Origin of the sequence: Frigoribacterium sp. PhB107, from assembly GCF_003751515.1 — a bacterium.
In the GTDB taxonomy this organism is placed as follows: Bacteria; Actinomycetota; Actinomycetes; order Actinomycetales; family Microbacteriaceae; genus Frigoribacterium.
In genome coordinates, this window is record NZ_RJKU01000001.1 from 1,448,792 (window position 1) to 1,472,904 (window position 24,113).

The following is a 24,113-nucleotide window of genomic DNA, read 5'->3' on the forward strand; positions in this document are numbered from 1 at the left end:
AGAGCACACGTGTCGGACGTGCTGGTGTTCCCCGTTGCCTGAGATATAGGCCTGATCCACGTCGAGCACAATGACCGCGCCAGTTCTCTCGGCTGCCGTCCGAGCGGCCGTACCCCGACCGGTGGCGTCGCCCCGCACCCCGGGCTGGCCCCCGGTCGAGGGCCAGCCCGGCAGGCAGAGGGGACCGCGGCCTAGGAGGCGCGCACCACCAAGGCAGGCAGGGTCGCGCCCTCGGGCCCGGTCACCTCCGCCGCGCCTCCTCGCCTCTCGACGCGGAAGACGGTCGGCTCGCCCGTCGCCTGGTCCGTGACGGTCACCTCTCGCACCCCGTCGGGACCGGGGAACACGTGCAGCGTCAGCCCGTCGACATAGTCGTAGTCGGGCCGGTCGTCGCGGGCGCCGACCGGGACGACCGCACCCTCGCGCACGTACAGCGGCAGGGTGTCGAAGCCGTGCCGCTCGGTGCGCCACGAGCCGCCGTCGACGACCTCTCCGGTGAACCAGTTCGTCCAGCGGCCGTGCGGCAGGTACACCTCGACGGTGCCGTCGGCCGAGAACACCGGCGCGACGAGCAGGTCGGAGCCCAGCATGTACTGCGTGTCGACGTGCACGACGGCGCGGTCGCGGTCGAACTCGAGCACCATCGGCCGCATCACCGGCACTCCCCGCTCGTGCGCCTCGACGCCTGCCTGGAACAGGTACGGCATCAGCGACAGCTTGAGCTTGGTGAACGACCGCGTGACGTCGACGGCCTCGTCGTCGAACAGCCACGGCACCCGGTACGAGCTCGACCCGTGCAGCCGCGAGTGCGACGAGAGCAGGCCGAAGGCGACCCAGCGCTTGAAGACGCCCGCGTCGGGCAGCCCCTCGAAGCCGCCCATGTCGTGCGCCCAGAAGCCGAAGCCGCCCATCGACAGCGACAGCCCGCCGCGCAGCGTCTCCGCCATCGACACGTGGCTCGACGAGTTGTCGCCGCCCCAGTGCACCGGCATCGTCTGGCCGCCGACGGTGGCCGAGCGGGCGAAGACGACGGCGTCGCGCTCGCCGCGCTCGTCGACCAGCACCTCGTGCACCGCTTGGTTGTAGAGCTGCGCGTAGAGGTTGTGCATCGCCTCGGGGTGGCTGCCGTCGTGCCAGACGACGTCGGTCGGGATCCGCTCGCCGAAGTCGGTCTTGAACGAGTCGACGCCCTGCGCCGTGAGCTGCCGCAGGTAGCCCTGGTACCAGGCCACCGCCTCCGGGTTCGTGAAGTCGACCAGCGCCATGCCGGCCTGCCACATGTCCCACTGCCAGACGTCGCCGTTCGCCTTCTTCACGAGGTAGCCGGCCGCGGCCCCCTCGGCGAAGAGCGGCGAGCGCTGTGCGATGTAGGGGTTGATCCAGACGCAGACGTGCAGGCCCTTGTCGTGCAGCCGCGCGAGCATCGCGTCGGGGTCGGGGAACGCCCGCGGGTCCCAGACGAAGTCGGTCCAGCTGAACTCCCGCATCCAGAAGCAGTCGAAGTGGAACGCCGACAGCGGCAGATCGCGCTCGGCGAACCCGTCGATGAACGACGTGACCGTCGCCTCGTCGTAGTCGGTCGTGAAGCTCGTGGTGAGCCACAGACCGTAGCTCCAGGCCGGCACGAGGGCAGGGCGGCCGGCGAGCGCGGTGTAGCGCTCGAGCACGTCCTTGCCCGTCGGCCCGGCGATGACGAGGTACTCGAGCGACTCGCCCTCGACCGAGAACTGCACGCGCTCGACCGACTCGGTGCCGACCTCGAACGAGACCGCGCCGGGGTCGTCGACGAGCACGCCGTAGCCCTTGTTCGTCAGGTAGAAGGGCACGTTCTTGTAGGCCTGCTCGCTCGAGGTGCCGCCGTCGGCGTTCCAGATCTCGACGGTCTGGCCGTTCTTGACGAGGGGCCCGAAGCGCTCCCCCAGCCCGTAGACGTGCTCGCCGACGCCGAGGTCGAGCTGCTCGTGCACGAACGACCGGCCGGAGGCGTCGGTCACGTACCCGACGGAGCGGTGCCCCGACCCGGTCAGCCGCTCACCGCCCGAGCTGAACTCGAGCGACCAGGGCGCGCCCTCGCCGACGGTCGCGGTGAGCGCCCCCGAGGTGAGCGTGCCGACGCCGTCGACGACGCTCACCTCGCCGACCCGCGAGCCGTCGTCGCCGGGCAGGTCGAACCCGCCGCGGCCGCGCGTGCCCTGGTGGTGGTCGATGCGGACGCGGATGACGCCCTCGGCCGGCGACGACAGCGACACGGTGAGCATCGGCCGGTTGAGGGTGTCCCCGCGACCCGCGATGCGCTTGGTCGGGGCGTAGGCGACGAGGCCGCCGTCCTGCTCCCAGACGTCGTGCGCCTCCTGGGCGTACAGGGCGGTGACGCCGGGCAGGATCTCCCAGTAGCCGTCGGTGAACTTCATGCGGTGCTGCCTTCCGGGTGCGCGGGGTGCGAGGAGGAGGTGGCCGGCGAGACGACGGCCGAGCGTTCGTGGGCCTCGGAGGTGCGGATGGGCTCGGTCATCAGCCCTTCAGCCCTCCCGAGATCAGGTCGAGCCGCCAGAAGCGCTGCAGGAACAGCACGAGCAGCGTGAGCGGGATGATCGACACGGCCGCCCCGGTGATGGCGAGCGAGTACAGCGCCGGGGCGCCGGACCCCTTCGACAGCAGCGTGTAGAGGCCGACGGTGAGCGGGTAGTCGGCCTGGTCGCTGAGCATCACGAACGGCAGCAGGAAGTTGTTCCAGATGCCGACGAACTGCAGCAGGAACACGGTCACCATGCCGGGCACCATGATCGGCAGCACGATGTGCCGGAAGATGCGCCACTCGCCCGCGCCGTCGATCCGCGACGCCTCGAGGATCTCCTGCGGCACCGCCGACTGCGCGAACACCCGAGACAGGTAGATGCCGAACGGGCTGATGATGATCGGCAGCAGCACCGAGATCGGCCCGCCCGCCAGCCCGATCTCGCTGAGCAGGATGTACTGCGGGATCGCGAGGGTGATGCCCGGGATCAGCACGCCCGCGAGGATCATGAAGAAGATCAGGTTCCGCCCGCGGAACGCGAACTTCGCCAGGGCGTAGCCCGCCATCGTCGAGACGAGCGTCGACAGCACGCCGCCGACCCCCGCGTAGAGCAGCGAGTTCGCGGCCCACAGGCCGTACTGGCCGCCCTCGTAGGCGAACAGGTCGCCGAGGTTGCCGAGCAGGCCGGTGCCCGGGGCGAACGAGAACGAGGTGAACAGCTCGCCCGGCGACTTCGACGAGGCGATGAACACCCAGCCGACCGGCACGAGGCAGTAGAAGGCGCCGATCAGCAGCACGATCGTGGGCAGCAGCTTGCCGCTGCGAGAGGCGCGGGCGGCGCCGGGGCGGGCGGTGCCGCCGGAGCGGGCCGTCCTGCGGTCGCCCTCCGCGCCTCCTGGTCGGGAGCCCGAGCCGGGGCGCGCGTCGAGGGCGGTCACGAGACGCCCTCCTTCCGGCGGCGGTTCGCGACGGCGAGCACGATCGCCGAGAGGGCGACCGTCCCGAGCGCGAGGATGGTCGAGGAGGCGGCGGCCGACGGGAGGTCGTCGGTCAGGAACGCGTCGCGGTAGATGGTCATCAGCGGGGCCCAGCTCTGGGTGATCTCGGTGGTCAGGGGACGGAGGGTGTTCGGCTCGCCGTACAGCTGCAGCGTGCCGATCAGCGCGAAGACGCCGGTGAGGACGAGCGCGGGCACGACGAGCGGGACCTTGATGCGCAGGGCGACCTGGAGCTCGCTCGCGCCGTCGAGGCGGGCCGACTCGTAGATCTCGGCCGGGATGCCGCGGAGCGACGTGTAGATGATGATCATGTTGAAGCCGACGCCGCCCCAGATGGCGATGTTGGCGAGCGACCCGAACAGGCCGCCGGCCTCGAGGAACGGGATCGGCCCCCAGCCGAGCGCGTTCGTCACGTACGAGAACGGGCTCGTGCTCGGCAGGTACATGAAGCCCCAGAGCAGCGCCGCGGTGATGCCGGGCACGGCGTAGGGGATGAAGATCGCCGTGCGCGCGAACCGCTTCGCACGGACGGCGGGAACGTCGAGCAGCAGCGCGAAGAGCAGCGCGAGCCCGAGCGTCAGCGGCACCGCGATGACGCCGTAGATCCCGAGCCGGCCGAAGCTGGCGAGCAGCTCGGCGTCCTGCAGCACGGCGACGTAGTTGTCGAGGCCCACGAAGCGGTCGACCCGGACGCCGAGCACCGACGCCCCCTCCTCGATCCGGTAGGCCCGGAGGCTCGACCAGATCGTGTAGCCGAGCGGGATCAGCATGAACACCACGAACAGCACGACGGCCGGCGCGACGAACAGGTAGGGAGCCAGCGGGCTCCGGCGTCGGCCGCGCGCCGGGCGCGGGGCCGGGCTCGCGGTGACGGGGTGCGTCATCTCGGGGCGCAGCGCGGTGTCAGCCATTCGTGGTCACCTGGTATCCCACTTCCTCCATGTCGGCCACGACGACGGCCTGGGTCGCGACGAAGGCGTCGCGCCACGGGGTGCCGGCCGCGATCGCCGCGTTGAGCTCGTCGGTGAGCGTGGTCGTCGCGAGCGCGACGTTGGGGCCCCACGTGGTGGGGAGGACGTCCTCCGAGACCTCGGCGGCGACGTCGTAGAAGTCGGTCTGCTGCGGCATCAGCGAGGGCGGGGCGTTGCCGATCGCGAGCTCCTGGCCCTCGATCGACGCGGGGTAGACGCCGCGCACGTCGAGCAGCGACTGGTTGCCCTCGGTGCTCGCGTTCATCCACTTGGCGAACGCCGCCGCCTCCTCGGGGTGCTCGCTGTTCTTCGTCACGATCAGCGCCGAGCCGCCCTGGAACGGCACCGCGGCGTCGCCGGGCGTCCACTCGGGCAGCGGCGTGATCTCCCACGAGCCGGAGGTGTCGGGGGCGACGCCGCCGAGCACGCTCGGCGCCCAGATGCCTGCCGCCCAGCCGCCGATCGTGCCGTCGTTGACGCGCTTGTTGTACTCGGGCGAGAGCACGGGGTCGGTGTCGATCGAGCCGTCGGCGGCGAGCTGCTCGAAGAAGTCGGCCACCTCGAGCATGCGCTCGTCGGCGATGCCGACGGTCCAGCCGTCCTCGTCGACTGACCACCAGTCGGCGCCGGCCTGCGCGGAGACCCCGGCCCAGAAGCCGAGCTCGCCGGCCGGGACGGCGGCGAGCACCGTGTCGGGCCGCTGCTCGTGCACGGCACGGGCGACGTCGCCGAACTCCTGCCACGTCGTCGGCACGGCCTGGCCCGTCTCGGCGAGCAGGTCGGCGCGGTAGGTGAGCACCATCGGCCCGGCGTCCTGCGGCAGCGCGTACACCTGGCCGCCGAAGGTCGTCTGGGCCCAGGTGCCCTCGGTGAACGCGTCGTCCACGTCGGCCACCAGGTCGGTGATGTCGCGCGGCACGTCGGCGATCACCAGCGACGGGATCGTCGTGTACTCGGCGAGCGCCACGTCGGGCGCGTTGCCCGCCCGGCTCGAGGTCAGGAGCTTCGCGGCCGAGTCCGTGCCGCCTCCGGCGTCGGTGTGCCGCACCTGGACGTCCGGGTTCGCGGCGTTCCAGAGGGCGACCTGCTCGCCCTGGCCGACCCCCCAGCCCCAGTACTCGAGGCGGACGACGTCGTCGCCGCCCACGGCGGAGCAGCCGCTCAGCGCGGCTCCCCCGATCAGGACGGTCGCGAGGGCTGCGGCCCTCACGGTCTTCGGGTGTCTCATCTGCATCTCCTTCGACGCGGGTGCCGCCCGGGTGAGGGGTCGGCGGAGGGTTCTCGGGTGGGGTGTCGGGGTCAGCGGGCCGGGGTCTCCTCGATCACGGCGACCGCGCCGGCGGGCACGGTGAACGAGCCGTCCGCGGGCTGGCCCGACACGAGGTCGACCCCCGTCGCGACGACCTGCTGGTCGACGTCGCCGTGGTTGATCGCGAAGAGCCACGACCCGGTCGAGGAGGTGCGGCGCACCCTCTCGAGGCCGTCGTCGCCGACCGCGGTGGGCGCGATCCCCTGCTCGGCGACGAGGTCGTCGACGAGGGCGGCGAGCGAGGCGTCGTCGAGGTGCGTGGTGAGGTAGAGCGCCGCACCGCCGCCCGGGGCGTCGCGGCGGAACGTCGCGGGGTGCCCGGCGAGCTGGCCCGTGACGTAGGTACTCGTGACCGTGGCGGCCGCGTCGGTCGGGGCTGGGCCGGTCGGTCCTGCTCCGCTCGTGGCGTCGCCGTCGCCGCCGCCCCACGCACGGGGCGCGGCGAGCTCGCTCCAGACGCGGCCGCGGCGACCGTCGGACAGCTCGACCTCGGCGCCCTGCAGCAGCGGGTAGAACTCCTCCGAGCGCACCCCGAGCAGCTCGCGCAGCACGCCGGGGTAGCCGCCCTCTACGACGCGGTTGTGCCGGTCGACGATGCCGGAGAACGGGGTGACGACGACGGTGCCGCCTCGGGCGACGACCTGCTCGAGGCCGGCCACCGCCTCCTCGGGGCACAGGTAGAGCGTCGCCACGACGACGAGGTCGTAGCCCGAGAGGTCGCTCGTCGGCGCGACCACGTCGACGGCCACACCCTTGCGGGTCAGCGCCCGGTGGAACGCGAGCGGCTGGTCGAGGGCCCTGATGTCGACGCTCGGGTTGTTACCCGAGCGGAGCGCGTTCGGGCTGATCTCGTCGAAGAGGATCGCGACACGGGCCTGCTCGACGGTCGACCCGCGCACGGCGCCGATGCGGCGCAGGGTCGCGCCGAGCGCCTCGACCTCGCGATAGACGCGGCTGTCGGCACCGGCGTGCGGCACGACCGACGAGTGGTGCTGCTCGCTGCCCGCGGTCGACTGGCGCCACTGGAAGAACAGGGCACCGTCGGCTCCGCGCGCGACGTGCGCCAGGCTGTTGCGGGCCAGCTCGCCGGGCGACTTGGCACGGTTGCGCGGCTGCCAGTTGACGGCCGAGGTCGAGTGCTCGATCAGCAGCCAAGGCTCGCCCTGCGACATCCCGCGCGTGCGGTCGGCGCTGAAGGCCAGCTCGCCCCAGCGCTCGGGGTCGACGCCGATCGTGTAGTGGTCGTTCGCGACGAGGTCGACCTCGCGTGCCCAGCCGGCGTAGTCGTGCACGCCCGGGTGGTTCTGGATCATGAAGTTCGTCGTGATCGGCACGTCGGGCGTCACACGGCGCAGCACCTCGCGCTCGGCGAGGTAGTGGCCGAGCAGGGCGTCGCTGCTGAAGCGCTCGAAGTCGAGCAGCAGGCCGGGGTTGTGGCTCGTGCCGGTGAAGCGGGGCGCCTCGACCTGGTCGAACGAGGTGTAGCGGTGGCCCCAGAAGGCCGAGCCCCAGTGGGCGTTCAGCGCCTCGACCGTGCCGTGCCGCGCCTCGAGCCAGGTCGCGAAGGCGGTCGAGGTCTCGTCGCTGAAGCAGTGCGAGTTCTCGTTGCCGAGCTCGTTGCTCACGTGCCAGAGGCGGAGAGCTGGGTGGTGGGCGTAGCGGGCCGCCATGGTCTCGACGAGCCGCAGCGCGTAGCGGCGGAACACCGGGGAGCTCGGCGACCAACCGAGCCGGCCGCCCTGCGAGACCCGAACGCCGCGGTCGGTGACGAGACCGATCTCGGGGTGCGCCTGGAACAGCCAGATCGGCGGCGCCGCGGTCGGCGTCGCGAGGTTCACGCCGATGCCGGCGTCGGCGAGCAGGTCCATCGCGCGGTCGAGCCAGCCGAAGTCGAACTCGCCGTCGGCGACCTCGAGCAGGCCCCAGGAGAAGACGGCGAGGTTGATGCTGTTGACCCCGGCGCGGCGCATGAGGGCGACGTCGTCGGCCCAGAGCTCCTCGGGCCACTGCTCGGGCGACCAGTCGCCGCCGAGGGCGAGGCCGTCGGTGATCCAGGGGAAGGTGCGGGGCTCGGGCAGGTCGCGGGAGCGGGACGTCAGCGTCGACATCGGGGGCCTCTCGGTGGTGGGTGGGTGCGGCGGGTCGTGGTGGTGGGGGGGGAACGGATGTCGAAGCGCTTCGACGACGGGCCGTCGGCCGTCAGGGGCGTCGAGGAGTCAGGAGACGGCGACCTCCGCGGTCGAGCGGCCCGCGATCCAGGTCGGCGCGATCAGCTGCACCTGATCCGTCGACCGGCCGTCGAGCTGGGCCATGGTCAGCTCGACCGCGCGACGGCCCGACTCCTCGGCGGGCAACGGCACGACGTCGAGCGCCGGCACGAACTCGGCCGTGTCGAAGCTCGAGCAGGCCGAGACGACGGACACGTCGTCGGGCACGCGCAGGCCGCGGGCGGCGAGCGACCGGAGCACGGCGCGGTGGGCGCCCTCGTTGCAGTTCAGGACGAGCGCGGTCAGGTCGGGGAGCGCCTCCTGCAGCACCTCGACCGCGTCACGGGGGTCTCCGGGCGCCGGCGCGTGCGCGACGGCGCCGCGCAGCGCGCGGGGGTCGGCCTCGATCGCCGCGACGAAGGCGTCGCGGAACCGCGGCGCGAAGTTCGAGCCGTGCTCGTAGAGGGCCGCGGCGTGGCCGACCATGCCGATCGACCGGTGGCCCTGGTCGGCGAGCCGGCGGACCGAGGTGCGCGCCGCCTCCTCGAAGTCGAAGTCGACACAGACGAGACCGGTCGTGTCGCGGGGCACGCCGACGACCGTCGCGGGCAGGTCGAGCTCGCGCAGCAGCGGGAGGCGGGCGTCGTCGGTGTCGACGTCCATGAGGACGACGCCGTCCACCAGCTGGCTCGACGCCACCCGGCGGAGGCCCTCGAGCGGGTCGGCCTCGGTCAGCAGCAGGATGTCGTAGTCGTGGCGCCGGGCCGCCGTGGCGATGGCCACGACGAACGACATGAACGCGGGCGGGTGCGTCTCGGCGTGCATCGGGGCGCTGAGGGCGAGGATGTTCGTCCGCGTGCCGGCCAGCATGCGAGCGCCGGCGTTGGCGCGGTAGCCGAGGTCGCGGACGGCGGCGTCGATCCGGAGGCGGGTGTCGGCCCGGATGGACCGCTTGCCGCTGAGTGCGTACGAGACGGTGCTGATCGAGACGCCGGCGGCCTTCGCCACGTCGTGGATCGTGGTCATCTCGGCCTCCTCGTCGAGTCGTCGTGCGTCTGGTCACTCGTCTCGGCGAAGCGCTTCGACGGCTGTGTCGGACCTGAGACTAAATGACCGTGAACGTTCACGCAAGGCGCGCGCATCCGACCGCGCCGCTCGGGGCACGCCCGCGGCGTCGCCGCCGTGAACCGCGTTCCGAACCATGAACCGCGTTTTGTCGCGGTTCATGGTTCGGTTCGCGGTTCATCATGCGAGGCTGACAGAGGGGGCAGGGGCCCTTGCCTCTGCGCCGCCTGTGTGAATACGATGAGCCGATCCGCCCCTGGCCCCCGTTCGCGGGGTCGGCGAGGGCGGTCCTGCCTCGCGACAGCACGCGGCCACGACGACGTGGCGGCGTGGACTGTCCCGCGTCAGTTCGTGATTACAAGGGAGTAATCGTGGCCGTCGGTCCTGTCCGCACTCGTTCACCTCGCACCGCCAGCTCGTCCTCGCGACGCGCGCCCGGCTCCCGGCACCGCGCCCGTGGCCGTGGCCTGCTCGGCGCCGCCGCGCTGACCGCTGTCTCGGCCCTGCTGCTGAGCGGCCTGCCGGCGGTCGCCGCCTCGGCCGCGCCGGTCGACCTGGCGCGGTACGGCACGGTCGTCGCCTCGGCGACGCAGTCGGACAAGGACGGCACGTTCCCGGCCGACGCCCTGATCGACGGCGACTCGACCACGCGCTGGGCGAGCGGCAACGGCCCCGACGAGGACGTCCCCTTCACCGCCTCCGTCACGGTCGACCTCGGCGGCGTCTCCCGCGTCGACTCGATCGGCATCGACTGGGAGACGTCGTACGCGTCCAGCTACCGGATCGAGACCACGCAGGGCGACCCTGCGCTCGAGGCGAGCTGGACGGTCGCGAAGACGGTCACGAGCGACGGCGGCCGGGACGAGGAGGCGGTCGGCACGCCCGACGCGCCCGTCGAGGCCCGCTACGTGCGGCTCAGCATGCTGCAGCGCGCATCCGCCACCTGGGACCTGCCGCGCCAGCACTGGTACGGCTACTCGGCCTTCGGCCTGCAGGTCTTCGGGCAGTCGCAGACGCGGGCGGTCACGCTCGACCGGTCGACCGCGACGGTCGCCGCCGGGCAGCCGCTCGCCGTCGGGCTCAGCCTGACGGGCGCGAGCACCGAGCCGGTCACCGCGCGCGTCCGGTCGGCCGACGGGACCGCCGTCGCCGGCACGGACTTCGAGGCGGTCGACCAGGAGGTGACCTTCGCACCCGGCGAGACCACCGCCTCCGTCGTGGTCACGACCCTGTCGACGGGCGGCCTCAGCCCCCGTCGCGCCTTCACCCTGACGCTGTCCGAGCCGAGCGAGCCCGTGACGCTCGGGGCGCGGTCGACGCTGGCCGTCACCGTGACGCCGACCGGCGCGCTGCCGAACGTCGGCGCCACGACCGTGATCGACGACTTCGAGGGCGACGTGCCCGCCGGGTACTTCCCGTGGGGCGCGAACGCACCGGTGACGCCGACGCTCAGCACCGTCGCGGCCGATCGTGCGGGATCGTCGGGCGCAGGCGCGAAGGTCCTCAGCGCGGCCGTCGCGGGGCCCACCACGCAGGCGGACTGGTTCGGCTTCGCGCACGACACCGCGGCCACCGACTGGAGCGACCACGACGGCTTCTCGTTCTGGTTCAAGGGGAACGCCACCGGCCTGCCGCTGCGGTACGAGCTGAAGAACGGCAACGACGCCCTCTTCGAGCAGACCGTCATCGACGACAGCGCCGACTGGAAGGAGGTCAGCGTGCTGTTCGCCGATCTCCGCTCGAAGACGGCCCCGACCAGCGACGCCCGCTTCGACCCCTCCGCCTCGACCGGCTTCGCCGTGACGCTCACGGCCCTCGGCGCCGGCACCTGGCTGTTCGACGACGTCGCCGTGTACGACCGCGCGACGATGATCGAGGACTTCGAAGGCGCCGTGGACCTCACCACCGGGGCCGACCCCGTCGGCTTCTTCACGTGGGGCTCCCCCGCGCCGCTCGAGCCGACCATCAGCCGCGAGGTGACGACCCAGGAGCGCGCCGGCGTCGCGGACAACCACGTGCTGAGCGGCACGTACTCGATCCCCGAGGGCGGCTACGGCGGGCTCAGCCACGACCTGGCCGACGCGCAGGACTGGTCGAGCTACCAGGGCCTGCGGTTCTGGTGGTACGCCTCCCAGGCGAACAACCCGGCGTCGCCCACCGCCGGCGCCGACCTCAAGGTCGAGATCAAGGACGGCGACCCCGCGGGCGGCGGCGACACCGCCGAGACCAGCGAGCTCTGGGCCGCCACCTTCAAGGACAACTGGGGCAGCAGCACCAGCCGCTGGAAGCTCGTAGAGCTGCCCTTCTCGTCGTTCACGCCGTCGGGCTACCAGCCGGGCGACGACGCGACGAAGAACGGCACCCTCGACCTGACGAGCGCCTTCGGCTACTCGATCACCTTCGCCCCCGGCACCCCGGCGCCGGTGGGCTGGGCGATCGACGACACGCAGGTCTACGGGACGCCCGCGACCGCCGCCTCCGTGACCGTCGACTCGACGCAGGACGTCTGGCTCGTCGACGCGGGCGACACCGCGGAGGTGCCGCTCACCCTCTCGACGGCGGGCGACGAGCCCCTCGCCTCCGACGTCGTCGTCGACTGGGCGACCGCCGACGGCACCGCCGTCGAGGGCGTCGACTACGACGCGGCCTCGGGCACGGCGACGTTCCTGGCCGGCTCGCCCTCGGGGACCGTGCAGACGATCAGCGTGACGACCCGCGCCTCCTCGGGGCCGGCCGAGTCGAAGGAGCTGCAGCTGACGCTCGCGTCGACCACGGCCAAGGTCGGCGAGGGCCCGCGCATCGTGATCGGCGCGCACGACCTGCCCTACCTCGACGCGTCGCTGCCGACCGCCGAGCGCGTCGCCGACCTGCTCGGGCGGATGACGCTCGAGGAGAAGGTCGGCCAGATGGCGCAGGCCGAGCGCCTCGGGCTGTCGTCGCCGAGCGACATCAGCGGACGCGCCCTCGGCTCGCTGCTCAGCGGCGGAGGATCGGTGCCGCAGGGCAACACCGCCGTGGCCTGGGCCGACATGGTCGACGGCTACCAGCGTGAGGCGCTCTCGACCCGCCTGCAGATCCCGATGATCTACGGCGTCGACGCCGTGCACGGCCACAGCAACGTGGTCGGGGCGACGATCTTCCCGCACAACACCGGCCTCGGCGCGACCCGCGACCCGGCGCTCGTCGAGCAGATCGCCCGCGTCACGGCGCAGGAGGTGCGCGCGACCGGCGTGCCGTGGACCTTCGCCCCCTGCCTCTGCGTCTCGCGCGACGAGCGCTGGGGCCGCAGCTACGAGTCGTTCGGCGAGGACCCCGACCTGGTCCGCACCTTCGCCGCCCCCTCGGTGATCGGCCTGCAGGGCGACGACCCGACCGACATCGGCGGCGCCGACGAGGTGCTGGCCACCGCCAAGCACTGGGCCGGCGACGGAGGCACCACGTACGACGAGTCCGTCGTCGGCACCGGCGCGTACCCGATCGACCAGGGCGTGACCGAGGCCGAGTCGCTCGAGGACTTCACCCGGCTGCACGTCGACCCCTACCTGCCTGCCCTCGAGGCCGGCGTCGGCACGATCATGCCGTCGTACTCGGCGGTCGACCTCGGCGACGGGCCCGTGCGGATGCACGAGAACGCCGCGCTCAACAACGACCTGCTCAAGGGCGACCTGGGGTTCCAGGGGTTCCTCATCAGCGACTGGGAGGGCATCGACAAGCTGCCGGGCGGCAGCTACGCCGACAAGGCCGTCCGCTCGGTGAACGCCGGGCTCGACATGGCGATGGCGCCCTACAACTACGGCGCGTTCATCGACAGCATCGTCGCGGCCGTCGGCTCGGGCGCCGTGTCGCAGTCGCGGGTGGACGACGCCGTGCGGCGCATCCTCACGCAGAAGTTCGACCTGAACCTGTTCGAGCAGCCCTTCGCCGACCGCACCAATGTCGACGGCGTCGGCAGCGCCGCGAACCGCGCGGTGGCCCGCCAGGCCGCGGCCGAGTCGCAGGTGCTGCTGAAGAACGCAGGAGGCGCCCTGCCGCTGGCAGCGGACGCCGACCTCTACGTGGCTGGCTCCAGCGCCGACGACCTCGGTCGCCAGATGGGCGGCTGGACGATCAGCTGGCAGGGCGGGTCGGGCGACACGACGACCGGCACGAGCATCGCCGAGGGCATCCGCGAGGTCGCTCCCGGCGCGGCCGTCACGGTGAGCCCCGGCGCCGCCGAGCCGATCCGCGCCGACCAGACCGGCGTCGTCGTCGTCGGCGAACGGCCCTACGCGGAGGGGCAGGGCGACGTCGGCAACAACGGCTCGAGCCTGTCGCTCACGCCCGCCGACCAGGCCGTCGTCGAGAAGGTCTGCGCCGCGACCTCGTCGTGCGTCGTGCTCGTCGTGTCGGGCCGCCCGCAGCTGCTCGGCGACGTCGTCGGGCTCGCCGACGCGGTGGTCGCCTCGTCGCTGCCGGGTTCCGAGGGCGCGGGCGTGGCTGACGTGCTCTTCGGCCGCCTGCCCTTCGCCGGGCGCCTGCCGGTGACCTGGGCCGCGAGCGCCGACCAGGTGCCGATCAACGTGGGCGACGCCGACTACTCGCCGCTGTACCCGTACGGCTGGGGCCTGCGCACCGACGGCGCGCGCGAGCGGCTGGAGGCGCTCGTCGCGTCGCTGCCCGCGGGCGCAGCCCGCGACGGCGTGCAGGACGTGCTCGACGGCGACGTCTGGGCAGCTGACGGGACGGTGGCGGGCGGGGACGCCGACGCCGTCGCGCGCCTCCTCCGCTCGCTGCTCGAGGCGGTCGGCCCGTTCTCGGGGACCGATGTCGACTCGATGGGCGCGGCCGACGACCTCGTGTCGGTCGCCCGCGACCTCGCGCAGGCCGCGATGGTCGACGGGACGGCCGCCGCCGGGCCGGCGGGTGTCGGCGCGGCGGCGCTGACCGCCGACGCGGAGAACGCGCTGCAGCGCGGGCTGCCCGACGTGGCGCTCGCCCGTCTCGCGACCGTGCTGGGCATCGACCTCGGCGTCGTCGAGCCGGCCAAGACGGTCGTGCCGGGCACGCTCTCGCCGGCCACGGCACGTCCGGGCGACACGGTGTCGATCACCGCGACCGGGTTCGTCGCGGGCGAGGAGCTCGCCGGGACGGTCTTCTCCGAGCCGCAGTCGATCGGCGACACGACCGCGACCGTCGCCGGGGTGGGCGTGCTGCGGTTCGTCGTGCCGGCCGACCTCGAGCCGGGGGCGCACGTCGTCGAGCTCGAGGGCGCGGGGCAGCTCGCGCGGGCGACGCTGACGGTGCTCGCCGCCGCGGGGCCGGGCGACCCCGGTGACCCGGGCACGCCGGGCGGCGGCACGCCGGGTGCGGGCACGCCGGGTGACGGCACGCCGGGTGCGGGCACGCCGGGCGGCACTCCGGGCTCAGGCACGCCGGGCGCAGGCGCGGGCGTGGGCGGCGGGTCGGGCGGCGCGGTGGCCGTCGCCGGCCGCGACGGCCTCGCGTTCACCGGCTCGGACGCCTGGGTCGGCATCGCCGGCACGGCGCTTCTGCTGATCGCGGTCGGTGCGTGGCTGACGCTGCGCCGCCGCCGCCTCGGCGCCCTCGACGACGAGTAGCCGGCCTCCGGCGGCGGCGGCGGCTACTCGGCCCGCTGCGTCTCCTCGAACCGCGTTCCGAACCATGAACCGCGTTCTTTCGCGGTTCATGGTTCGGTTCGCGGTTCATCGCCCACGGGACGATGAGGGGGCGGGAGGGGCGGGAGGGGCGCGGGCGCGGGATCCGAGCGGCAGGGCGGGCTGCGCGGAGCCGCCCGTCGCCCGCCTGGAACACCGCGGAGTGGACGGAACACCCCGAAACGACGGGGTGCTTCGTCCACTCCGGGGTGTTCCGGCCTCCGGGCGGCGCAGCCGGGCGCGGGGCGCGGCGCGCTACGCGGACTCGCGCAGCAGCAGCGTGCGCGCGACGCGGCGCCGCGGCGGCTCCGCGCCGGCGAGCATGTCGGCCACGACCCCGACGGCGACGCGCGCCAGCTCGGCCTTGTCGATCGAGAGCGTGGTCAGCTCCGGGGTGACGAGCGAGCCGAGGTCGAGCCCGTCCATGCCGACGACGGCGACGTCGTCCGGCACGACGACGCCGAGCCGCGCGAGGCCCTTGAGCGCCCCGATCGCGAGCACGTCGTTGAAGGCGAGCAGGGCGTCGGCGTCCGGGTACGCCCGGAGCAGCTCCGCGACCGCCCGCACCCCGTCGGCGTGGGTCTGCTCGACCCGCACCTCGGAGGCGGGGCTCCACGCCAGGCCGTGCTCGGCCAGGTAGTCGCGGTAGGCCAGGGCCCGCCCGGAGCCATCCACGCCGGAGTCGATCATCGCGACCCGGCTGCGACCCGCCGCCCTGAGGTGGTCGAGGGCGCTGCGCACGGCCGTCCGGGTCTCGATCTCGATGACGCCCTGGGCGCCTCCGTCGGGGTCGGTGTCGACCTCGACCGTCGGGACGCCCGCGACCTGCTCGCGCAGGTCGCCGAGCGGCATGAGCGAGACGAGCACGTCGACGCGCGGCACCAGGGACGCGAGGCTCTCCCGAGCCACGGAGGCGTCGTGCCCGAGGTCGCACAGCAGCACGCCCCAGCCGCGTGCGGTCGCCGCCCGGCTGAACTCCGACGCGACCTCCGGGTAGTAGGGGTTGCGGAGGTCGTCGAGCACGAGCCCGACCGTCACCTGTCGGCCCTTGACCAGGCCCTGGGCCGCACGGTTCGGCCGGTAGTTCAGGTCGCGGGCCGCCTGCACCACGCGCTCGCGCGTCGCCGCGCTGACGTCGGGCAGGCCGTTGAGCGAACGGGTCACGGTCTGGCGCGAGACACCGGCGACCCGGGCCACGTCGAGGATCGTGGCAGGGCGAGGGAGGCGGGGGTCGGCAGTCGTCACCCCCTGAGGTTACTGGTAGCGTCGTCTGTGGCCGTGAACGTTCACGGTCGCTCGCTCGACTGCACGGCCCCGCGACCGCCCACCCGCTCGCCGGGTGCCTGCCGACCCAGTGAAGGACACCGATGTCTCCCCTGACCACTCCCGCCGACGCGACCGTCCCCTCCTCGGCCCCTGCCGCCTCCTCGACTGCTGCCTCCTCGACCTCCGACCGTCTGGCCGAGCCGGGCGCCGTCGCCCGCTGGGCCGTGCTCGGCGCCGGCTCGATCGCCCGGAAGTTCGTCTCGCAGCTGCCCTCGTCGGGCGGGGTGCTCGCCGCGGTCGGCAGCACCGACGCGGGACGCGCCGCCGAGCTCGCGGCGTTCGCCGTCGAGCAGGGCGCGGCTCCCGCCGGGGAGGAACCCCGTGCCGACGGCACCGTGGGAGCCCCGACCGAGCTCGTCCGCACCGGGACGTACGCCGAGGTCCTCGCCGACCCGACGATCGACGCCGTCTACGTGGCGACGGTGCACACCGCCCACGCCCGCCTCGTGCTCGACGCGGTCGCGGCCGGCAAGGCCGTGCTCTGCGAGAAGCCGCTGACGCCGAACGCGGGCACGACGATGGCTGTCGCCGACGAGGCCCGCCAGGCCGGGGCGACCCTGGTCGAGGCGGTCATGTACCGGTTCCACCCGCAGACGCGGGCCCTGCTCGAGCTCGTCCGCGACGGGGCGATCGGCGAGCTCGTGCACGTCGACGCCGCGTTCTCGTTCGCCGCCTCCGACCGCGAGGGCCGCCTGTTCGACGTCGACACGGCCGGCGGCGGGATCCTCGACGTGGGCGGCTACCCCGTCTCGTTGGCCCGCGCCGTGGTCGGGGCCGCTCGCGGCCGCGCGTTCGCCGAGCCCCTCGCCGTCACCGCCAAGGGCACGCTCGGCCCCACCGGCGTCGACGAGTGGACCCTGGCCCAGCTCGACTTCGGCGACGGCGTGACCGCCGCCGTGCGGTGCGGCGTCCGTGTCGACGACGCCAACATCGCGACGATCACCGGCTCGCGCGGCAGCATCGTGCTCACCGACCCGTGGTTCGGCGACGACGCGGAGCTGACCGTCCGCACCGTCGACGGCGAGACCCGGACCCTGTCGTTCCCCGGGGCGCAGCCCTACGGCCTCGAGGCCGCCGCGACGGTCGCCGCCCTGCGCGACGGCACCGGCGAGGCCGCCGAGATCAGCCTCGACGACAGCGTCGGCACCGCCCGCGTGCTCGACCAGTGGCGTGCCGCGATCGGCCTGCGCTACCCGTTCGAGCGCGAGGACGTCGACATCCCCACCGTCACCGGCCGCCCGCTCGCCGTCTCCCCCGACGCCCCGATGGTCTACGGCGAGATCGCCGGGGTCGGCAAGAAGGTGTCGCGGCTGGTCATGGGAGTGGACAACCAGCAGGACCTGGCGCACGCCTCCTCGATCTTCGACCACTTCGTCAGCCAGGGCGGCAACACGTTCGACACCGGCTGGCTCTACGGCGACGGCGAGATGGAGGCGCGGCTGGGCCGCTGGATCGCGAACCGCGGCATCCGAGACGACGTCGTCGTCATCACGAAGGGCGCGCACACCCCGCACTGCGACCCCGAGTCGCTGACCCGCCAGCTGCTCGAGAGCCTCGACCGCCAGGGCACCGACCACGCGGACATCTACATGATGCACAGGGACAACACCGACGTCCCCGTGGGCGAGTTCGTCGACGTGCTCGACGAGCACCGCCGGGCCGGGCGCATCCGCGTCTACGGCGGCTCGAACTGGACCCCGGCCCGTGTCGACGAGGCGAACGAGTACGCGAGGGCCCACGGCCGCGCCGAGTTCTCGGTGCTGTCGAACCACTTCGGCCTCGCCGAGGCCTACGACGTGCCGTGGGCCGGCTGCGAGCACGTCACCGACCCCGAGTCGAAGAAGTGGCTCGAGCAGCGCCAGATCCCGCTGCTGCCCTGGTCGTCGCAGGCGCGCGGCTTCTTCACGGGCCGGGCCCGCCCCGACGACCTCACCGACGCCGAGCTCGTGCGCTGCTACTACAGCGCCGACAACTTCGAGCGCCTGCGCCGTGCGGAACAGCTCGGGGCCGAGCACGGCGTCGCCGCGACGGCGATCGCCCTGGCCTACGTGCTGCACCAGCCGTTCCCGACGTTCCCGTTGTTCGGGCCGCGCACCATCTCGGAGGCGCGGTCGTCGATGCGCGGCCTCAGCGTCTCGCTCTCGGACGAACAGGTCGCCTGGCTCGACCTGCGCTGACCGGGCGCATTGCCGAGGAGGCGGTGGCCGGGTCCTCGGGACCTGCTCACCGCCTCCTCCGTGCTGGGGGCGGGTCGGCTCGAGGTCACGGTCAGGTAACGCACCAATCTCATCCAGCGAGGGTGGCGAACCCCTGTCAACTCCCCACCGGGAACCACAGACAAGGAGAACCATCGTGAACATCTCACGCAAGACCATCACCAAGTCCGCCTTCGGCATCGTCGCCTCCGGCGCCCTCATCTTCAGCCTCGCCGCCTGCTCCTCGACCGACGCCGGCTCCGGCTCGTCGTCGTCCGCCGCCCCGTCGTCCTCGTCGTCCGCTGCGTCGACCGAGCCCGTCGCGTCGCTCCCCGACCTCAGCAAGGGCGTCGACACTCAGGTCGCCGTCGACGCGTCCTTCGTCGAGGCCCTCACCAGCCTCGGCCTCACCCCCGGAGTCGTCGGCACCGCCGGCTTCGACGCCACCACCGGCACCTTCTCCTTCCCCATCACCGGCGGCAACGTCGACTACTACGACCCCTCCTCCGACGTGCGCCCCTACGTCCAGGGCGAGATCGACCACGACGGCTCCGGCCTGTCCCTGACCGCCGCCGACGGCACCGTCGTCGAGCTCACCGACTTCCGCATCGACCCGGGCGAGAGCAAGCTCTACGGCACCGTCACCGCCAACGGCGAGGTCGCAGCCGAGGACGCCTACCTCTTCAACCTCTACGGCGGCACCCTGAAGCCCCTCCAGATGGAAGGCACCAACGCCGTCCTCGAGGGCACCACCGTGCACATCAGCCCCGACGCCGCCGCCCTGCTGAACCAGACCTTCAACACCGACGCCGTCCAGGACGAGATGCTCGTCGGCGTCGCGAAGATCACCGTCGCCACCGAGTAGGGTCCGCCCTCACCCGAGTGACGACGACACCGGCCCCGACCCTGCACGTGGGCCGGTGTTCCCGGTGGGGCCCCGCTCCACGCTCCGGCGTGGGGCGGGGTTCTCCCTCCGCTCGGTCATGAACCGTCAGAAAAGGTCCTCTCCCTCTCGGGAAAGGACCTTTTCTGACGTCTCGCCGCCCGTCGACGGAGAGAGCCCGGGCTAGCCGGTGACGACCGCGATCTCGTTGGCAGCGACGCCGAGGTCGCCCGTGGCCGTGACCTCGCCGCTGGCCACGTCGACCGCGTGGATCGAGCCCGATGCCGGGTCGGTCACGTACGCGGTGTCGCTGACGACCGAGAGGCTCGGGTGCGAGTCCTGCCACTCGGCGGGCCCCTCCCACGCCTCGATCACGGGGTACGAGGCCCCGAACGTCCCGGTGGCGACGTCGAGCACGTGCAGCGCCCCGTCGGTGCCGAGCACGAGCGCGTCGTCGTCGGCGGTGCGGCCGACGCCCTTCCAGGTGTACGCGACGCCGTCGGGCAGGTCGAGCACCTGCGAGGTGGCCGCGGCGGTGTCCACGGCGGTGAGCTGTGTCAGCTCGTAGCCCTCGGAGTCGGGGTCGCTGTTGTAGTCGCCGAGCATGACGGTCGACGAGTCGGTGACGTAGGCGTTCCCGGTGCGGCCGTAGTCGTCCGGGGCGGCGATCTTCGTGAACGCGCCGTCGTCGTACAGCAGCACGCCGTCGCTGCAGCCGAACACCGCGACCTCGTCGGCCGTGGTGCCCTCGCCGTGCACGGAGGGGCACTCCTCGCTGCGCGCGGTCTCCTCGCCGGCGGCGTCGAGCGCGCGCACGCCGACCCGCGACTCGGAGTCGCCGATCGTGGTGAGCAACGTGCCGTCCTCGAGCTCGATCGAGACGCCGTGGTGGGCCTCGGGCGACGAGATCGTCTCGGTCGCGGGCAGCTCCCCGGTCGACGAGACGTCGAGCAGGTCGGCCGTGTCGAAGACGGTGGTGTCGCCGGTCCCGTCCGAGAACAAGATCGTCTTGTCGCCGTGGCGCACGACGTGGCCGGGCGTCGGCGCCTCGAACACGAGGTCGGTGAGCTCGGGCTCCGCGGTGTACGACGTCCCGTCGGCGGTCCAGGCCCCGGTGTCGAGCACCTGGAACCCCTCCTCGGTCGAGACGAGCACGTGCCGTCCGTCGCCGGCCGGGTTGACCCGGTTGAACCCCGCCAGCTCGATGTCGGCCACGGTCTCGAGGGTGGTCGCGTCGAGCACGAGCACCCCGCCGTCGTAGGTGGCCGCGATGCGGGGCTGCGCCGAGGAGGCGGTGGTCGCGCCCGCCTCGGAGGCCGCGCCGGTCGCGGCGTCGCCGCCCGCGCCTCCTGCGCTCGAGCACGCCGTGAGGGCCAGCGCGGCCGAGGCGGCGAGGGCGAGGCCGGCGAGGGCCCTGGTCTGGTGTCGGGAGGTCGTGTGTCGCTGGGTCATGTGATCCGTTTCCGTGTTCGGTGATGGGGGTGGTGCGGGCCGGTCAGGGCGACAGGCCGGTCGCGATGAGCTGCTCGTTCGAGCGCATCATCTCGAGGTAGGTCTCGGCTCCCCCGCCGGGGGCGCTGAGCGACTCGGTGTGCAGGGCGACGACGTCGACTTCGACGTCGGCCTCGTCAGCGAGGACCTGCACGAGGCGGTCCGGCTGGGAGGCATCGGCGAAGATCGTGCCGACCCCCGCCTCCTCGATCGCGTCGGTGAGCCCGGCGAGGTCGGACGCGCTCGGCGCCGCCAGCGTCGTGCCGCTCGGCAGCACGGCCCCGACGACGCGGAACCCGTACCGCTCGGCGAGGTAGCCGAAGACGTGGTGGTTCGTGACGAGCGCGCGCCGCTCGGCCGGGATCGCGCCGAAGCTCGCCTCGAGGTCGGCGTCGAGCTGCTCGAGCTGGCCCCGGTAGGAGGCGGCGGCCGACTCGAGCGCACCGGCGTCGAGGCCGTCGACCTGCGTCGCCAGCTCGCGCTCGAGCCCGTCGACGACGTCGAGCATCCGCTGCGGGTCGGTCCAGAAGTGCGGGTCGAGCTCGCCCTCCGCGTCGCCCTCGGCGTAGGCCAGGGGCTCCATCAGGTCGCCGGCCTCGACGACGGGCACGCCCGCCGCGGCGGCGGAGTCGACGTGCTGCTGCAGGCCCTCCTCGAGGCCGAGGCCGTTCGAGACGACCAGGTCGGCGTCGCGCAGGTCGGCGGCCTCGCGGGCCGAGATCTCGACGCTGTGCGGGTCGGCCCCCGGGGGCATCAGGGTGACGACGTCGGCCTGGTCGCCGACCAGCTCGCCGACGACGTCGCCGAGGATGTTCGTCGTGACGACGACGCGCAGGGTGCCTGCGGCCGCGCCGCCGGTGCTCGTGCCTGTGCCTGCAGAGCCGCCTTCGGCGAGGGCGGAGCAGCCGCTGGTGACGAGCAGCACGGCGAGGGCGGCGGTCGCCCGGACGAGTCGACCCCGAGGACGAGCACGAGCCACTGAGCCCCGCGAACCGGGTTCCGAACCATGAACCGGGATAGTTCGCGGTTCATGGTTCGGAACGCGGTTCATCGAGCCGAGACCGGAACCGAGGAGGCGCGCGCGGCTCATCGACCCGTCTCCACGAACAGGCGGCCGGGCAGCGGCAGCGTGCGGGCGACCCGCGCCGAGTCGGCGTGGTCGATCTCGTGCACGACTCCCGCCGACGGCGAGTTCAGGTAGCTGCGCGACGCGTCGACCTCGAGGACGACGCCGGCGGGCAGCTCGGGCCCGTCGGCTCCGGCGACGAGGTCGGCCGCGACGAGCGGCTCCGTCTGCGCGAGCACGCCCTCGGGCGAGAGGACGACGACGCGTCCGGAGGTGTCGACCGCCACGACCGTGTCGTCCGAGTCGCCGACGGCCGTCGCCCGCAGCAGCGGCTCCGGGGTCTCGATCAGCGTCCAGGTGCGGGCCCGCGTGTCGAGCAGCCAGGCCCCGCGGGTGCCGGCGACGGAGGCGACGGCCGGCCGGCCGGGGCGCGCCTGGAACGAGGTGGCCACGTCCGACGCGGCCGTCCCGGCCGGGTACGGGATGCGCTCGAGCGTCACGTCGCCGGCGCTGTCGGCGGTGGCGAGCACAGCGCCGTCGGCACAGCCGACGACGACGCCGACGCGGGTCGCGGCCGAGCCGCGGAGAGCGGGGCAGGGCTCCTCGAGGCCATCGACGGGCTCGCCCCCGGCGGTCGTGACGACGACCGTGTCGGCGAGCACGGGCGCGGGCTCGGAGGCGCCGGAGGCGTCGGCCGCGTCGGCCGCGTCGGCGGCGTCGGCCGCGTCGCTGACGACGCTCGCGATCAGCTCGTCGCCGAGCGGCACGAGCACGCCGGCGTGCGGCGTCCCCTCGATCCTCCCGACCGCGTCGAGCTCGCCGTCGGCCAGGGCGTCGCCGTCGAGCACGAGCCCCGTGCCGGTGGCCGACCAGGACGCGGCGGTGAGGGACGCGCTGGAGGCGGCCCGCACCTCCTGCGCAGCGTCCTCGGACGTGCCTGACGCGTCGGCGCCGCCGTCGGCGCCGGTGCCGCTGCCGCTGCCGGTCTCGACGCCGAGGTCGGCCAGGTCGTCGGGCTCGGCGACGACCCGGGGATCCGCGAGGTAGTAGTGCGAGTGGTCGCCGTGGGGCACCGTCCAGGCGCCGCCGTCGACGACGGTGAGCCGCCCGTCCGGGGTCGCCGCGAAGAGGTGCCGGCCGTCGGTCGTGAGCGAGGAAGCGTCGCCGAGCGAGCCCCCGGACGCCAGCTCGACGATCTCGCCCGAGGCAGGGTCGAGGGCGCTCAGCACGTCGCCGTCGAGGGCGACGAGGCGGAGCTGCGGCTCCTGGAGCTCGCGGGCTCCCTCGACGTACCCGTGCGGGACGGCGGTCTCGTCGGCACCGGCCTTGCCGGCGTCGTCGGCGGAGTCGGCGCCGGGGCTGCAGGCCGCGAGGGCGAGCAGCGCGACGAGGGCGGCGGGGAGGAGGACTGTTCTTCTGGTCACGAGTGCGGGGTCGCTTCCTGTCGCGCCGGGGGCGCGAGGTCGAGGGTCGGGCGGTCAGGTGCGGGGCGGGCGGCGACGGAGGCGACGAGCGCGGACGCCGCGGGTGCGGATGCGGGTGCAGGTGCGGGCGCGGGCGTCGCCCCGGCGTCCGCGCCAGGCGTCGATGCCGAGGAGGCGCGGTCTCCGACCACGGCACGCGCCGCGGCCGACAGCCCGGCCAGCGCCACGGCGCACGCGGCGATGCTCGCGCCCGCCGCCGTCGAGGCGTGCCACGAGACGAGCAGCCCGACGAGCACGGCGAGGGCGCCGACGACGGCGGCGGCGGCCATGGTGGTGGGGATGCGACGGGTCCACTGGGCGGCGGCCACGGCCGGGGCGATGAGGAGGCCCACGACGAGGAGGCTGCCCACCGCCTGGTAGGAGGCGACGACGACGAGGGTGACGAGCCCGACCAGCACCACGTGGGCGAGCCCCGGGCGGAGGCCGGACGTGCTCGCGACCCGCGGGTCGAAGGCGAGGGCCACGAACGGGCGGTGGAACGCGGCCGTGACCACGACCCCGACGACGACCGCGACGGCGATGAACACGAGGTCGCCCTGGTCGACGGCGAGCACGTCGCCGAACAGCACGGCCGTGAGGTCGGTCGCGAACGAGCGTGAGCAGGAGACGATCACGACGCCCACGCTGAGCATCGCGACGTAGAGCAGGCCGATGGCGGTGTCGGGAGAGACCCGTGACCGTCGCGTGACGAGACCGACGCCGGCCGTCATCACGGCGGCGCTGACGGCGGCGCCGAGCACGGCGGGCAGCCCGAGGAGCGCGGCCAGGGCGACGCCGGGCAGGACTCCGTGCGCCATGGCCTCCCCGAGGAACGCCATGCCGCGGACGACGACCCAGGTGCCGACGACGCCGCAGAGCACAGCGACGAGCACGCCGCCGACGAGGGCCCTGAGCATGAACGCCGTGCTGAACGGGTCGAGGAGGAAGGTCACGAGGCACGACCATACAT

14 protein-coding genes are annotated in these 24,113 nt (G+C 73.5%); 3 read left to right on the top strand and 11 right to left on the bottom strand.

Annotation, left to right across the window (positions count from 1 at the left end):
- Positions 1-191: 191 nt before the first annotated feature.
- The 6 genes from yicI to EDF18_RS06810 all read right to left on the bottom strand — a co-directional run bounded on the left by yicI (position 192) and on the right by EDF18_RS06810 (position 9,026).
- On the bottom strand, positions 192-2,411 hold the full coding sequence (gene yicI, locus EDF18_RS06785) for an alpha-xylosidase (protein ID WP_123546946.1): 2,220 nt from the start codon (positions 2,409-2,411) through the stop codon (positions 192-194).
- 100 nt (positions 2,412-2,511) lie between these two features.
- Positions 2,512-3,453, bottom strand: coding sequence for an ABC transporter permease subunit (locus tag EDF18_RS06790; protein ID WP_123546947.1), 942 nt, complete (start codon positions 3,451-3,453; stop codon positions 2,512-2,514).
- Complete coding sequence (locus EDF18_RS06795) at positions 3,450-4,424, bottom strand: carbohydrate ABC transporter permease (RefSeq protein ID WP_233569007.1); 975 nt, start codon at positions 4,422-4,424, stop codon at positions 3,450-3,452. Before EDF18_RS06795 ends, EDF18_RS06790 begins: the two co-directional genes overlap by 4 nt.
- Positions 4,417-5,712 carry an ABC transporter substrate-binding protein gene (locus EDF18_RS06800; protein WP_233569008.1) on the bottom strand — a complete coding sequence of 432 codons (1,296 nt, stop codon included), beginning with the start codon at positions 5,710-5,712 and terminating at the stop codon, positions 4,417-4,419. Before EDF18_RS06800 ends, EDF18_RS06795 begins: the two co-directional genes overlap by 8 nt.
- A gap of 71 nt (positions 5,713-5,783) precedes the next feature.
- A complete protein-coding gene (locus tag EDF18_RS06805) occupies positions 5,784-7,901 on the bottom strand; it encodes a beta-galactosidase (protein WP_123546949.1) in 2,118 nt (705 codons plus the stop codon).
- A gap of 108 nt (positions 7,902-8,009) precedes the next feature.
- Positions 8,010-9,026 (bottom strand): LacI family DNA-binding transcriptional regulator, encoded by a 1,017-nt coding sequence (locus EDF18_RS06810; protein WP_123546950.1) that lies wholly within the window; start codon positions 9,024-9,026, stop codon positions 8,010-8,012.
- Between the two features lie 410 nt (positions 9,027-9,436).
- On the opposite strand from EDF18_RS06810, the gene EDF18_RS06815 reads away from it, so the two are divergent.
- Entirely contained in the window at positions 9,437-14,662 is a 5,226-nt protein-coding gene (locus tag EDF18_RS06815) for a glycoside hydrolase family 3 N-terminal domain-containing protein (protein ID WP_158614635.1), read from the top strand.
- Between the two features lie 312 nt (positions 14,663-14,974).
- On the opposite strand, the gene EDF18_RS06820 is transcribed toward EDF18_RS06815, so the two are convergent.
- Positions 14,975-15,964 (bottom strand): LacI family DNA-binding transcriptional regulator, encoded by a 990-nt coding sequence (locus EDF18_RS06820; protein WP_123546952.1) that lies wholly within the window; start codon positions 15,962-15,964, stop codon positions 14,975-14,977.
- Positions 15,965-16,086: 122 nt separating this feature from the next.
- Between EDF18_RS06820 and EDF18_RS06825 the strand changes: the two genes are divergently transcribed.
- Positions 16,087-18,222, top strand: coding sequence for an aldo/keto reductase (locus EDF18_RS06825; protein ID WP_123546953.1), 2,136 nt, complete (start codon positions 16,087-16,089; stop codon positions 18,220-18,222).
- 175 nt (positions 18,223-18,397) lie between these two features.
- Positions 18,398-19,105: a hypothetical protein gene (locus EDF18_RS06830; protein ID WP_233569009.1), complete on the top strand. Its 708-nt coding sequence runs from the start codon at positions 18,398-18,400 to the stop codon at positions 19,103-19,105.
- Between the two features lie 201 nt (positions 19,106-19,306).
- On the opposite strand, the gene aztD is transcribed toward EDF18_RS06830, so the two are convergent.
- The 4 genes from aztD to aztB all read right to left on the bottom strand — a co-directional run bounded on the left by aztD (position 19,307) and on the right by aztB (position 24,096).
- Positions 19,307-20,575, bottom strand: a complete 1,269-nt coding sequence (gene aztD / locus EDF18_RS06835) for a zinc metallochaperone AztD (protein ID WP_123546954.1) — start codon at positions 20,573-20,575, stop codon at positions 19,307-19,309.
- A gap of 43 nt (positions 20,576-20,618) precedes the next feature.
- Complete coding sequence (aztC, locus tag EDF18_RS06840) at positions 20,619-21,593, bottom strand: zinc ABC transporter substrate-binding protein AztC (protein ID WP_233569010.1); 975 nt, start codon at positions 21,591-21,593, stop codon at positions 20,619-20,621.
- Positions 21,594-21,700: 107 nt separating this feature from the next.
- A complete protein-coding gene (locus EDF18_RS06845) occupies positions 21,701-23,104 on the bottom strand; it encodes an ABC transporter (protein WP_123546955.1) in 1,404 nt (467 codons plus the stop codon).
- Positions 23,101-24,096 carry a zinc ABC transporter permease AztB gene (aztB, locus tag EDF18_RS06850; RefSeq protein WP_123546956.1) on the bottom strand — a complete coding sequence of 332 codons (996 nt, stop codon included), beginning with the start codon at positions 24,094-24,096 and terminating at the stop codon, positions 23,101-23,103. Before aztB ends, EDF18_RS06845 begins: the two co-directional genes overlap by 4 nt.
- Between the last annotated feature and the right edge of the window lie 17 nt (positions 24,097-24,113).

What these genes read in the sequence shown, in the direction of transcription:
- yicI (WP_123546946.1), bottom strand. Translation starts at nt 2,411, where the DNA reads ATGAAGTTCACCGACGGCTACTGGGAGATCCTGCCCGGCGTCACCGCC.
- EDF18_RS06800 (WP_233569008.1), bottom strand. Translation starts at nt 5,712, where the DNA reads ATGAGACACCCGAAGACCGTGAGGGCCGCAGCCCTCGCGACCGTCCTG.
- EDF18_RS06805 (WP_123546949.1), bottom strand. Translation starts at nt 7,901, where the DNA reads ATGTCGACGCTGACGTCCCGCTCCCGCGACCTGCCCGAGCCCCGCACC.
- EDF18_RS06825 (WP_123546953.1), top strand. Translation starts at nt 16,087, where the DNA reads ATGTCTCCCCTGACCACTCCCGCCGACGCGACCGTCCCCTCCTCGGCC.
- EDF18_RS06795 (WP_233569007.1), bottom strand. Translation starts at nt 4,424, where the DNA reads ATGGCTGACACCGCGCTGCGCCCCGAGATGACGCACCCCGTCACCGCG.
- aztD (WP_123546954.1), bottom strand. Translation starts at nt 20,575, where the DNA reads ATGACCCAGCGACACACGACCTCCCGACACCAGACCAGGGCCCTCGCC.
- EDF18_RS06810 (WP_123546950.1), bottom strand. Translation starts at nt 9,026, where the DNA reads ATGACCACGATCCACGACGTGGCGAAGGCCGCCGGCGTCTCGATCAGC.